Source organism: Pseudomonas sp. MBLB4136, from assembly GCF_051904765.1.
GTDB lineage: Bacteria > Pseudomonadota > Gammaproteobacteria > Pseudomonadales > Pseudomonadaceae > Aquipseudomonas.
Genome location: NZ_CP196713.1, coordinates 3,090,261 through 3,103,444 on the forward strand (window position 1 = coordinate 3,090,261; position 13,184 = coordinate 3,103,444).

The window sequence follows — 13,184 nt, forward strand, 5'->3', positions numbered from 1 at the left end:
TAGAATGGGTATTTGCAACAAGGGTGCCAATACGTACGAGGACAGGAGGCGAATCGCTCAAACGATGAGGCAGCCCGGCAGCACGCCGCGCGCCCCGGCGTAGAGAGCGCCCGACGCAACGCAACGCGGACAGGCCGGCACTCCCCCGTGCAGTGCGGCGCAGGGTGCGGATCCGAGGGGAGTGGCTGGCAGCTGCGCTCAGCTGGCGTAAAGGTAGGCCTCCACGTCCAAGCCGGCATCACGCATCTGCGCCAGCTTGTAACGCAGCGTGCGCGGGCTGATGCCCAGGCGCTCGGCGGCCTCCTTGCGGCGCCCGCGCTCGGAACGCAGGGTGTCGATGATCACCTGGAATTCGCGGCGGCGCAGGTCCTCACCCAGATCACCCGACTCCGCCGGTACTTCGGCCGTCGGCACGCTGGCTGGCAGGCTTGCCGGCACCGCGACCAGTTGCGACTGCGGCTTAGCCGGCGCAGCAAAGCCGATCGGCGCCGTCAGACAAAGGTCCTGCGGTTGAATCAGGCCGCCCTGCTGAAGGATCAGCGCGCGCTGGATGGCGTTGTCCAGTTCGCGCACATTGCCCGGCCAGGCATGGCTCATCAGACTGGCCTGGGCCTGCGGCGACAAGCGGATCGGTGTGTGATTCATTTTTTTGACGTGCTTGGCCAGCAGTCGCTCGGCCAGCGGCACGATGTCGGCGGGACGCTCGCGCAGGGGCCGCCAGGCCAGGGGAAAGACCGACAGGCGATAGTAGAGATCCTCGCGGAAGCGCCCCGCCGCCACTTCTCCGGCGAGGTCGCGGTTGCTGGTAGCCAGCACGCGGATATCCAGGGCAATCGGCTTGCGCGCGCCGACCCGCTCCACCTCGCGCTCCTGCAGCACGCGCAACAGCTTGGCCTGGAGGGCCAGCGGCATTTCCGAGATCTCGTCGAGCAGGATGGTGCCCTTGTCCGCCAGCTCGAACTTGCCCGGCGCACTGGCGACGGCGCCGGTGAAGGCGCCCTTCTCGTGGCCGAACAGCGTGGCCTCGAGCATGTTGTCGGGAATCGCCGCACAATTGATGGCGATGAACGGCTGCGCCGCCCGCGGCGACTGCTGATGGATGTAGCGCGCCAGCACCTCCTTGCCGGTGCCCGATTCGCCGGTGATCAGCACCGTGGAGTCGCTCTGCGCCACCCGCGAGGCCAGTTCCAGCAGCTGTACGCTGGCCGGCTCCAGCGCCACCGGGCCATCCTGCTCCTGGGCACTCAGGCGACCGAGGGCATGCCGCTCGACCAGCGCCAGCAAGGCCTTCGGCTCGAACGGCTTGACCAGATAGTCGGCCGCGCCCTGGCGCATCGCCTCCACCGCGCGTTCGACCGCGCCGTAGGCGGTCATCAACAACATTGGCAGCTGCGGCTGGCGTTGACGTATCAGGGCGAGCAGCTGGTGGCCGTCCATCCCGGGCATGTTCACGTCGCTGACCACCAGGCCGAACGACTCCTCGGCCAGCGCCTGCAATGCGGCCTCGGCACAATCCACCGCGCGGTAATCGTGACCGCCCAGCGCCAGGGTATCGGCCAGGGCTTCGCGCAGGGCGCGGTCATCTTCGACCAGCAGAACTTTGGCAGCCATGGGAATCACTCCTGAAACAAGGGTTGTGCCGCGCTGATCAGCGGCAGGATCAATAGGGCGCAGGTGCCGCGGCCGGGCCGCGACTGCAGGCGCAGCTCGCCCTGGTGGGCGCGCGCGACCGCCTTGACCACCGCCAGGCCGAGCCCGGTGCCGGTGGTCTTGGTGGTGAAGAAGGGTTCGCCCAGGCGCGCCAGGGTGGCGTCGTCTATCCCCGGGCCGCTGTCGCTGATGCACAGGTGCAGCGCGTTGCCGCGCCGATACAGGTGGACCTTGAAGCGCGCCTCGCGGCCGGCCGCCTGAATGGCGTTCTCCAGCAGGTTGAGCGCGGTGCCCACCAGGGTGTCGCGATTGCACAGCAGCTCGCCGTCGCGGGCGTCGCACTGCCAGCGCACATTCATGCCCTGCACATGAACCTCCCCCGCCGCGCGCAGGGCATCGAAAAGCGCCCTGGGTGCGAGGCGATCCGGCAGCGGCAACTCGCCGCGGGCGAAGATCAGCATGTCGCGCACCTGGTGCTCGAGCTCATGCAGGCGCTCCTTCAGCCGCCCGGCAAAGCGCTGCTGCTGCTCGGCCGGCAGTACCTGCTCGGTCAGGTGACTGGCATAGAGCAGGGCGGCGGACAGTGGCGTGCGAATCTGATGGGCCAGGGAAGCGACCATCCGCCCCAGGGCCGACAGGCGTTCGTGGCGCGACAGCTGATCCTGCAGGCGCCGGGTTTCCGTCAGGTCGGTGAGCAGCACCAGCTGCCCGGGCTCGCCGTGCAGCGAGCGGGTGGCAATCGACAGGCGCCGCCCATCCTTCAGGGAGATTTCGTGACCATCGTCTTCGCGCGGGGCGAAGTTGCGGGCGATCACCTCGCGCCAGAGCATGCCGGCCAACGGCTGCCCGAGCAGGCCGCGCGCCACCGGATTGGCTTCGCGTACCACACCCTGGCCATCGATGACGATCACCCCGCCCGGCAGCAGGTCCAGCAGGCTCTGCAGGCGATGGGCCAGACGCTCCTTCTCCGCCAGCTCCTGCATGCGCTGGGCGCTGACCAGGGCCAGCTGGCCCTTGAGCTCGGCAACCCGGGCCTCCAGCATGCTGTAGGACTCGCTGAGCTGGTTGGACATCTGGTTAAACAGGGCGAACGCCTGTTCCAGACTGGCGCGGCCGGCCTCCTCTGCGGGGGCAGCGGGCGCCAGGGCGTCATGGGAAAGCTGGGCATTGGGATTCATCGTTCTCTCTCGTGCCGCGAGCCGTCATAAGACAGTCAGTTGGTTAAGAGATAGCAATCCCCGTGCCTAAAAATTTTCCTTTGCTTTTCAATGACCTAAAAAATAAAGCCGAAGGCTGTGTCAAACCTTCGGCTCTATTCGCCCCGACTGCGCCAGTCCGCTGACTGGCGATGCAGCTCGTCAGTCTTCGAGCTGCCCTTCTTCATCGCGGCGATTCATGCCGTACTTGCGCATCTTCTCGACCAGGGTGGTACGGCGAATGCGCAGGCGCTCTGCGGCACGCGCCACCACGCCGGCGGCGTCGTCCAGCGCCTGCTGGATCAGCCCCTGCTCCAGGCTGCCCAGGTAGTCCTTGAGGTCCAGCCCTTCGGGCGGCAGCATCGCCGGCTTGTCCACCCCCGGCAGACCGGAAACGATGGCGGCACGCTCCTCCAGCTCATCGCGCAGGCTGGCCGCCAGCTGCTCGTCCTCATCGTCGACGTGACGAAACTTCTTCGGCAGCTCGCCGACGCCGATCACCCCGTAGGGGTGCATGATCGCCATGCGCTCCACCAGGTTCGCCAGCTCACGCACGTTGCCCGCCCAGTCATGCCGGCACAGCGACATGATCGCCGCCGAGTTGAAGCGGATGGAGCCGCGCTTCTCGTGCTCCATGCGCGAGATCAGCTCGTTCATCAGCAACGGGATGTCTTCGATACGCTCGCGCAGCGGCGGCATCTCGATAGGGAACACGTTCAGGCGGTAGTACAGGTCCTCGCGGAAGCTGCCCGTCTCGATCATGGTCTCCAGGTTCTTGTGGGTGGCCGCGATGATGCGCACGTCGGCACTCTGGGTCTTGTTGCTACCGACCCGCTCGAAGGTGCGCTCCTGCAGCACGCGCAGCAGCTTGACCTGCATCGGCAGCGGCATGTCGCCAATTTCGTCGAGGAACAATGTGCCGCCATTGGCCAGCTCGAAGCGCCCGGCGCGACTGGTGATGGCGCCGGTAAACGCGCCCTTCTCATGGCCGAACAGTTCGCTTTCCAGCAGCTCGGCCGGAATCGCGCCGCAATTGACCGGCACGAACGGCGCCTCGCGCCGCTTGGAGTGGTAGTGCAGGTTGCGCGCGACCACTTCCTTGCCGGTACCTGACTCGCCGAGGATCAGCACGCTGGCTTCGGTATCGGCCACCTGCTGCATCATCTGCCGCACATGCTGGATGGTGCGGCTGGTGCCGACCAGGCTGCGGAACAGGTTGGGCTCGCGCTGACGCCCACGATCGCGGGCCTGGTCGTACATCTCGCGGTAGACCTGAGCGCGATGCAGGGAGTCGAGCAGCTTGTTGTAGCTCGGCGGCATCTCCAGGGTCGCCAGGACACGGCGACGCACCTCCTCCGGCCACTCCGCGCTGACCTGTTCATCGAGCAGCAACACCGGCAGGAACTCATCCCAGCCCGCCAGCTCCTTGAGCAACTCGAGGATGCCGCCCTTGGTCTGCACGCCGCCGACCAGCACGCTGAGCACCCCGCGACTGGACTCCAGCGACGATACCGCGTCGCGCCAATCCCTACTGGAACAGGCGATATGTTCCTCACCCAGGAAAGACAGGATTACAGCCAGGTCACGACGACGTTCGGTGTTGTCGTCGATCAAGAGAATTTTGGTTTCACGCCACATATTGTTTTGGTCTTTTCCGAGGAGTGAAAGGGGCCGCAGCGCCACAAAAGAGACGTCGGCATTTGGCCGCTAGTAAAGTCAATTTCGAGAGGGCAGTCAATTTTATGGCGTGATTTTTTTGCTTCGCCCGTCGGTTTGCATAAACGACTGTTTCAACAGAAAGGGATTTTCTCGGCTTCCTTCACGGAAAGCAGCGAATCCGAGAGTAATACGAGGGGAAAAGCAGCGGACAGCGAAGCATTCGGCGAACACGGCTCAACCAAACAGCTGATAGACCTTGGCCCCCTGCTGGGACTGGTTCAATTGAATCATCTCCGCGGCCAGACGCTTCTGCTCGGCCTGGCAGACGCTGACCAACTCACGATAGAGATCGAGCAACTCCTGCATGCGCGCGCGCAGCATGCCTTCATCCTGCTCGGCCTCGACCATGGCCTCGTCGACGGCTTGGCGGCACTGCAGATCCAGTTCACCGATCGCCGCCCAGTCGCGAGTGGCAAGGGCATTGCGCAAGGCGCTGCCGGTATCTTCCAGGCGCTGGACTGTCGAACTCATGATCGCGCTCCTTTAAGCGTCAAACCGCATTACTGACCAATGGCGTCCCAACCGGCCTTCACTTCGCGCAACAGGTCGGCGACCTCCTCGAGGAGAGCGACATCGTTCCGGCTGTTGGCCTGCAGCAGGCGGGCAACCATATACTGGTACAGGTTATCCAGATTGCTGGCCAGCTCACCGCCCTGATTCAAATCCAGCCCTTCCCGCAGGCCGCCGATGATACCGATGGCCTTGCCGATCAGCTCGCCCTTCTGCGCGATCTGCTCACGCTCCATGGCACCACGCGCTTGGGCAATCCGAGTCAGACCGCCTTCCATCAGCATCTGAATCAACCGATGGGGGCTGGCATCCACTGCCTGAGCCTGAGTATTGACGTTCTGATACTGCCGCATGGCAACCATAGCATTCATGCCGATGTACTCCAGTGTTCGCTCGGAATACCTCTTTTATCGGCATTGGCCCCATGAGCTTTAGGCCCCGCTTACCATTTATCGCCACACTCGGGCGCACGCTGTAAATCAGATAAGGGCCAACACAAAAACCCGCTTCCGCCATAGTGGCCGCAAAGCAGGTTCCCGGCAAAACGCATTGCTCGCCTTCAGGCCGGCACTGGCTCCACTTCCGGCCCGATCGCCACCCAGGCATCACGGATCTGCACGATCAATTGCTCGACCTCGCGCAGACTGTGCGGGGTTTGATCCAGGGCCACGCCGGCGAGCCTCCGGGTCATGTAGTCGTAGAGCGCATCGAGGTTTTCCGCCAGCTCACCACCCAGCTCCTTGTCCAGGCTGGCCTGGAGGACACCGATGATCGACAGGGTACTGCCGACTGCCTCTCCCCGCACATCCGGGGCACCCTGCTGCTGGGCATGCTGGGCCAGCGAGATGCGCTCCAGCGCCCCTTCCAGCAACAGGCGAACCGTCTGGTAAGGCGTAATGTCCTGACTGGTCTTGACCCGTTTGTAAGTATTGATCGCGTCACTCACGGCTTAACTGTCCTGTTTCACCACGCCCGGCAGGCTGCCAAGCGCTTGGGTCAATCGGGCACTGGTGTCGTTCAGACGCCCCACCAGTGCGTCCATTGCATTGAACTGGGCGAACAAACGGGTCTGCATCTGAGCCACGCGCCTCGTCAGGTCCTCTTTCTGCTTGTCGATGCCCGTGATAGTCGTTTGCAGACCCTTCATGCGCTGCTCCAGCACACCACCGACCTGGATATAGCCGTCGATGCGCTTATCCACCCTGCTCATCAAGCCGGTGTCGCCGGTAAAGAAGCTGCCCACCTCATCGAAGTTGTCGCTCAGGGCCTTACCCAGCTTGGTGTCGTCGATCTTCAGGGTGCCGTCTTTCTGGGTAGTAATGCCCAGATCGGCCAATACCCTCACCCCCCCCTGCTCGGCCGGGTTGACCAGTTCATTACGCACGGAACCCAGCAAAGTACGCACGGTCGCATCGCCGACCAAGCCTCCAGTCACCGGTGCCTTACCCTCGCCCACCTGGGTGACGCTGGTCAGCTGATTGGCGGTACTGATGAGCTTGTTATAGGCCTCGACGAACTTCTTGATATTGGCGGTGACGCCTGCTTTGTCCTGGTCGACGGTCAGCGTCAGCGGCTTACCTACCTCGGTCTTGCCGACCAGGGTGAGCGTGACCTCGGGAATGGCGCCGCTAACTGTGTTGCTCGGGCTCTTGAGCGCCAGCCCATCGATGGTGAACTCGGCATCGGCAGCCTGCTGCAAGAAACCGGCGCCGTCACCGGTCGACTGAATGCCGCCGTCAAGTGCCAGGCTGGCCAGGGCGGCGTCGGCAGTCTCGATGGAGATATCCTTACCGGTGCCGGTTTCCTTGGCATTGAGCACCAGGCGCGACTTGCCGTCGGCCGGGTTGTTGATGACGTTGGCGGTGATGCCTTTGTCCTTGAGCGCGGCATTGAGCTTGTCACGGATCTGCACCAGGGTATCGCCGGAAGCAATATCGACCTCGACCCCGGTATCGGCAGCTCCCAGCTTGACCGTCAGCTTGCCGTCGGCGGATGCGGCGAAGTCACTGGCCAGTGCCGCCGTGGCGACCTTACTGCTGCTGGCCAGCCGCTCGACAGTCATCTGGTAGCTGCCCCTCAGCGCCGTCTTGCTCGCCGAAGCGCTCAGCGCGCCGGTATTGGAAGAGGTGGCGCCACGTTTCTCGAACAGCGCCAGGTTGTTGAGGTCCTTCATCGCCGTCTGGAACTCGCTGAGCGCACCCTTGAGCTGACCCAAGGCGGAAAACTTGGTGGTGGAGGCTTTTTCCAGACGCGCCAGTTGCGCCTCCTTGGGGGCTTTTTCAGCACTGACCATGGCACTGACGATGCTGTTGATGTCGATGCCCGATCCGATACCCGTTATGCCTACCATCTGCTCCACCTCGTCATGGGGTTGACGCTTTCGCCGCCTACTGCAGACTTAATCAAGAAACGTGCCGCTCAAGCCTCGGCCTTGAACAGCAGACTGCGTACTTCATCCAGACTCTCCGCCAGACGTAGAGCTTCCTCGGAAGGAATCTGCCGGATCACCTCACCGGACACACCGTCGGTGACCTTGACCACCACGCGCCCCGTCGAGTCATCCAGATCGAAGTCCAGGTTGCGCTGAATGCTCTGGGCGAACTGTTTGATACTGGAAACCGCCTCTTCCATAGGCTGGCGCTGCACCTCGGCAGTAGGCGGTACAGCGTCCCTGCCCTGACCGAGCGACGAAGACGCCGACTGTAGACCGGCTGCGCCGTCGCCCGCCGCCATCGAAGGCTCGGCACGCTCGGCGGCAAATACCGGGGAAATACCCTTTAGTCCATTGATATCCATGACCTCACCTCACATGGCAAGACGGGGAGTAGCGCCTGGCACTACCCCCCGTGGTTCTAGCCTAAACGCTACGCCGGATTAACGGAGCAGACTCAGTACCGCCTGCGGCAACTGGTTGGCCTGGGCCAGGATCGCCGTACCAGCCTGCTGCAGAATCTGGTTCTTGCTCAGGTTAGCGGTTTCCACGGCGAAGTCGGTGTCCTGAATCCGACCACGGGCAGCCGATACGTTCTCCGAGATGTTCTGCAGGTTGGCGATGGTGTTCTCGAAACGGTTCTGCGTGGCACCGAGCGCGGCACGGTTCTTATCGATACCGGCGATGGCGGCGTCGATCACCGATATCGCGCTCTGCGCACCCGATGCGGTGCTGATGTCCACGTCGGCCACCTTGGCCAGGGTGGAGATATTGGTGCCGGCAGCGGCAACAGTACCGGCGTTTGCGCCCGCGCTGGTCACCTGGAAGGCACCGCTGCTATCCAGCCGGATATTGCCAGAAACCCGCGCACTGTCGGTTGCCGCAGCACCGCCGGTGATGGTTACAGCCGCCGCCGCAGTGCCATCGTAATTCAGCGCCGTCAGCGTGGCGGTTTTAGTACCGCCAGAGTTGTCAAAACTGGTGAAGACGATGTCATCGCCCTTTTCGCTGACGAACTCGATCTTGGAGTTGTTCGCGGTCAGCGTCGCGGTAACGCCCGTCTTGGAACTCTGGGCGTTGACTGCTGCAGCCAGGTCGCTCAGGTTAGTCGGATCGGCGATGACGGCGTTGATCGCCACCGCACCACCGGTGGTGTCGCCAGTCAGGGTAAAGGACACGTTACCGGCCGAACCCAGGTTGGACAGTTCCACACCGGTGCGCGCGTCGGCACTAACGCCCGTGGTGCCGGATGTCAAGTTGATGGCGGAGGCTGCGGCGGCTGCAGAACCGGCACCAATGTTAGCGGTAGTCGCAGTGCCGGAGGGGCCAGTGACGGTCAGAGTGGCGGCTGCGCCACCGATACCCGCGGCAGGCGGAGTTGCTGCTGCTGCCGACAGAACCGCGACGCCAACACCGGTACCACCCAGGTTCACCCGGTTGGCACCGATATCGCGAGCACTGGAGGAGTTAATCTGCACGGCGATGGTTTCGTTGGCGTTGGCGCCGACCTGGAACTGCTTGGTGCCGAACTCGCCGCTCAGCAACTTCTGGCCACCGAAAGTGGTAGTTTCGGCAATACGGTTCAGCTCCTCTTTGAGCTGCCCCACTTCCTGGTTCAGCGCCTGACGTTCAGTGGTCGAGTTGCTGCCGTTGGCCGACTGCAGGGACAGGTCACGCATACGCTGCAGGATATTGGTGGACTGCTGCAGGGCACCTTCAGCCGTCTGGGCCAGGGAGATACCGTCGTTGGCGTTACGCACCGCCACGCCCAGGCCGTTGACTTGGCTGGTCAGACGGTTGGAAATCTGCAGGCCGGCGGCGTCGTCCTTGGCGCTGTTGATGCGGCTACCGGTGGACAGACGCTGAAGGGAAGTGCTCAACGCGTTGGAAGATGCATTCAGGTTACGCTGGGTGTTGAGCGAGGCGACGTTGGTATTGACGGTAAGAGCCATGATGGTGTCCTCCGAGGACTAGCTTGTTTGCCTGAGCGTGCGACCTTGGGTGGGCAGTGCCCAGGCACCCTTAAAGTTCGCATTCGTAACTTATATCGGCGTTGGCGGCAGGAGCTTTAGGCTTTTTTTGATCGGCCCCGATGGATTTTTTCTGTCGGACTGTCAATGAGTTAGCAACAAATGGCGTAGCAATGACGGCCAGTGGCAGATTTTAGGCGCCAACTATCTTGTACCGGGATACGGATTATCGAGGTAGGGATCGTCAACCTGACTGCCGGCAAACAGTGCGGCTCAACACATGACAGGTTACGGCTGCCTCGTGCTCTCAACAGAAACAAACCCTTCAGCGCAGCTGGTTGAACAGATTGAGACTGCTGATTTTCACGTAGCTCTGTTGCGCGGCTTCGAGAATGATCGACTGGAACGACAGGCGCGACAGTGCCTCGGCATAGTCCAGCTCGCGCAGATCGGCCTGCACGCCCTTGTTGACCAGGCTCACGTCTTCGTTATCGGTCTGGGTCGACTCGATGATATTGAGGCGCGCGCCGATTTCGCCGCGCACGCCATCGACCGTGGTCATGCCATGATCCAGGTTGGTCAACGCCACAGCCACGGCATCACGAGTCTGAAGATTGCCCGCCGGCGTATCCGGCATCGACTCCAGCGCGGTGCGCAGATTGGCAATGGTGCTCAGAATGCCCTGCTTCTGGCGCGCGGGATCGGCAGTCACCTGAATGGTCTCGCCGCCGACAGGAACACCGTCGAACTGAATGCTGACACCGCGAAAGACCAGCTGATCACTCTTACTTGGATCATTATCCAGCTTGCCACTACCGAGCACGGGCGCAGGCGCGGCGACGCCGATCTCGAACACCTCGTAACTGGAGGCATCCGGGTTGCCGAAGATGATTTCGACGCCTGCCGCTGGGAATGGCGGAGTGCCGGAGAATGCCACCTCATCCTGCACCAGGGGGGCCGATACTCCGAGAGTCGAGCCCGGCGGCGTGACGCTCAAGGCAGTATCCAGGCGACCGGCATTGGTGACACTCTCAAAAATCTTCTTGCCGCTGTCGCTGATCGCCAGGTTCAGCGAACTGGCCACCTGCAGCTTGCGCTGACCTTCGTCACCGGCGTAGCTGTAGCTGCCATCGGCCTGACGCACAAAGGGCTGAGTCTTGCCCTGAAAACCGGCGAACAGGTATTCACCGCGCGCATTGCGGGTGTTCATCAGGGTCAGCAGCTCGTTCTCGCGCTCGCCCAGTTCGGCGGCGATGGACTTGCGGTCGGTCTGGCTGAGCGCGCCATTGCCGGCCTGCACCGCCAGCTCGCGCACACGCTGGAGGACCGTATTCACCGAATTGAGGGTCACCTCTTCCTGGGTCAGGCTGTTCTTCGCCGCAGTGAGGTTGTCCTTGTATTGGGTCAGCACGTTCTGCTGCTGCTCCAGTTGCAACAGGCGCACCGAGGCCACCGGATCGTCCGCCGGGGTCAGCAGGCGGTTGCCGGTGCTGATCTGCTCCTGGGTGCGGGTGGCATTGGCGTAGTTGCGCTGCAGCCCTTGCACGCCGTTGTTGAAGGCTTGGATGGTGGAAATGCGCATGTTCTAGCCTCTTGTCACAACCGGCGAGCCCCGGCCTTTTGTAGGGCGCGCTCTGTGCGCCGAACGATTGTGCGGTGCGCACAGCCTAGGCGGCCCCGCGCACCCTACGACTTAACGAAATGAGCTGATCAGGGTATCGAACAAGGATCGGGCAACTTGAATGATCTGTGCCGAGGCGTTGTAGTACTGCTCGAACTTGATCAGGTTGGCCGCTTCCTCATCGAGGTTGACCCCGGACAACGCGTCACGGTTGTCGGTGGCCTGCTTGAGGATGGCGCCGGTCGCATCGCTGTCCTGGCGCACCTGCGCAGTCAGGGTGCCGACCCGCTCGACCAGATCGCCGTAGCCATCACTGAAGCTCGCGCCGGTGCCAATGCCGGTGACATTGGGGTCGACGCCGACGGTCTGCTTGTTCTGTAGGTTGACCAGCTTCAACGCATTGCGGTTATCCGACACGCCATTGCTGTTAAAACCCAGGGTGAAGGAATCCCCGATCTCCGGGCGTCCGCTGATGCTGAAACTGACTCGGTTGCCGGCCCCCAGATCCAGTTCGTAGGTATTCAACTGCCCAGGCACGAAGGCCCCGGCCGGAACCCGGGTCAGCCCCGGGATCGGCGTGCCCGGCGGACTCTCGAAGGCGCCGGCACCGTTGTAGGTAAGCCCCTGGGGCAAAGCCGCCGCAATGGAAATCGTGTCAATCGGGCTGGCCCCCGCCGCGATCAGGTCGGGCTGGGAGATCGTGCCATTGCCGCGATTCTGCAGGTTCGCTTCGGCCCGTACCGGAGCGGCAAACGCCAGCTGATCGGCCTGGCTGAGCACCGCACTGATGTCGGTGGCTCCACGCCGGGTCGGCTGCAGCAGGAAGCGGTCCCCGGCATTCGGCGCGGCGCCGGGGGTTACGGTAAATCCTTGGTCTCGACCAGCGCTGTCAGCAAAACTAAGCACGCCAGCCGTATTGGTCACAGTCATGGGCTGACCATCACTAAGACGCCGAGCGGTGTAGGTGGCGCCGTCATAATCCAGGCGATAGTCGCTGGTGGTCAGCACGCTGCTGTTGGTGATATTCAGTGCTGGCTGGACATTGCTGGTATTGGTCGAATACGCGCGCACCCGCAGGGTGGACGCCGCGGGGCTATTGAGATCGCCAAACAGCGCCGACCCCACCTGCCCCTTCAGATCCAGGCCCTGCCCCAGTTGCGTGTTGACCTGCTCACTGACCGCCAGGGCCAGGCGCCCCAAGGAGTTGAGAGTCGGATCCAGGGATTCTGCACGGTAGCGGATCAGGCCACCCAACTCACCGCCACTGATCAGGCTGGTAATGCCCTGGCGCGAGCCACCGCTGACGAACTCCACTTCGAAGCGCGTCGGGTCACCTTGCCCGGGGCCGACCTCAAGACGGCTGGCGGTGGCCCCCACCACCAGTGGCTGGCCGGACCCGATGAACAGGTTCATCGAGCTGTTGTCCTGCGGCACCACGGTGACGCCGACATAGGTGGACAACTGGCGGATCGCCTCTTCGCGGGCATCCAGCAGGTCGTTGGGCTGCTGGCCGTTGCCGGTGGCGACGGCGATGGCGTTGTTCAGACTGGCGATCGAAGTGGACAGGCGATTGACCTGCTCGCTGACCGCTGTCATCTGCTTGTTGATGAAACTGTTCTGCTCGTTGATCCGATCGGACACGGTGTTGAAACGCCGGGCCAGCCCCTCGGCCTCGGACAACACCAGTTGCCGCGCCGGGATGTTCGAGGGGTCCTCGGCCGCGGTCTGCAGCGACGAGAAGAACTTCTGCAGCGACGGCGTGATGCCGGTGGTGGAGCCGGCCAACAGCGAGTCCAATTGCTCGATCTGGCTCTTGTAGGCCTGCACGTCACTGCTGAGCGCGGTGCTGCTGCGCAACTGGGTACTGAGGAACTCGCTGTAGCTGCGGCGGACGTCCACTAGGCTGGTGCCGGAGCCGATATAGCCGGCGCCGCTGAACTGCGGCTGGCGGGTGGCCTGCACCGTGTCCTGGCGCGAGAAGCCCGGGGTGTTGACGTTGGTGATGTTGTGGCCGGTGACCCCCAGCGCGGTCTTGTTCGCCGCCAGGCCGGACAGGCCGATGTTCAGTAGATCCGCCATGCTTCAGC

General features: G+C 63.1%; 11 protein-coding genes. All 11 read right to left on the reverse strand.

From position 1 onward, the window contains the following. Window positions 1-198: 198 nt before the first annotated feature. Window positions 199-1,611 carry a sigma-54-dependent response regulator transcription factor FleR gene (gene fleR / locus ACSX1D_RS13905; RefSeq protein ID WP_439859060.1) on the reverse strand — a complete coding sequence of 471 codons (1,413 nt, stop codon included), beginning with the start codon at window positions 1,609-1,611 and terminating at the stop codon, window positions 199-201. A gap of 5 nt (window positions 1,612-1,616) precedes the next feature. Next, entirely contained in the window at window positions 1,617-2,828 is a 1,212-nt protein-coding gene (locus ACSX1D_RS13910; RefSeq protein ID WP_439859061.1) for a sensor histidine kinase, read from the reverse strand. A 180-nt stretch (window positions 2,829-3,008) separates the two neighbouring features. After that, window positions 3,009-4,484: a sigma-54 dependent transcriptional regulator gene (locus ACSX1D_RS13915; RefSeq protein WP_439859062.1), complete on the reverse strand. Its 1,476-nt coding sequence runs from the start codon at window positions 4,482-4,484 to the stop codon at window positions 3,009-3,011. Between the two features lie 255 nt (window positions 4,485-4,739). After that, window positions 4,740-5,036, reverse strand: a complete 297-nt coding sequence (gene fliT / locus ACSX1D_RS13920; protein ID WP_439859063.1) for a flagellar protein FliT — start codon at window positions 5,034-5,036, stop codon at window positions 4,740-4,742. A gap of 29 nt (window positions 5,037-5,065) precedes the next feature. Continuing rightward, window positions 5,066-5,446 (reverse strand): flagellar export chaperone FliS, encoded by a 381-nt coding sequence (gene fliS / locus ACSX1D_RS13925; RefSeq protein WP_439859064.1) that lies wholly within the window; start codon window positions 5,444-5,446, stop codon window positions 5,066-5,068. A gap of 188 nt (window positions 5,447-5,634) precedes the next feature. Then, window positions 5,635-6,021: a flagellar export chaperone FliS gene (fliS, locus tag ACSX1D_RS13930; RefSeq protein WP_439859065.1), complete on the reverse strand. Its 387-nt coding sequence runs from the start codon at window positions 6,019-6,021 to the stop codon at window positions 5,635-5,637. A gap of 3 nt (window positions 6,022-6,024) precedes the next feature. Further along, complete coding sequence (gene fliD / locus ACSX1D_RS13935) at window positions 6,025-7,425, reverse strand: flagellar filament capping protein FliD (RefSeq protein ID WP_439859066.1); 1,401 nt, start codon at window positions 7,423-7,425, stop codon at window positions 6,025-6,027. Between the two features lie 68 nt (window positions 7,426-7,493). Then, window positions 7,494-7,808: a flagellar protein FlaG gene (locus ACSX1D_RS13940; protein WP_439862328.1), complete on the reverse strand. Its 315-nt coding sequence runs from the start codon at window positions 7,806-7,808 to the stop codon at window positions 7,494-7,496. Window positions 7,809-7,949: 141 nt separating this feature from the next. After that, window positions 7,950-9,458: a flagellin gene (locus ACSX1D_RS13945; RefSeq protein WP_439859067.1), complete on the reverse strand. Its 1,509-nt coding sequence runs from the start codon at window positions 9,456-9,458 to the stop codon at window positions 7,950-7,952. 343 nt (window positions 9,459-9,801) lie between these two features. After that, window positions 9,802-11,058: a flagellar hook-associated protein FlgL gene (flgL, locus tag ACSX1D_RS13950; protein WP_439859068.1), complete on the reverse strand. Its 1,257-nt coding sequence runs from the start codon at window positions 11,056-11,058 to the stop codon at window positions 9,802-9,804. Window positions 11,059-11,169: 111 nt separating this feature from the next. Continuing rightward, on the reverse strand, window positions 11,170-13,176 hold the full coding sequence (gene flgK / locus ACSX1D_RS13955; RefSeq protein WP_439859069.1) for a flagellar hook-associated protein FlgK: 2,007 nt from the start codon (window positions 13,174-13,176) through the stop codon (window positions 11,170-11,172). Between the last annotated feature and the right edge of the window lie 8 nt (window positions 13,177-13,184).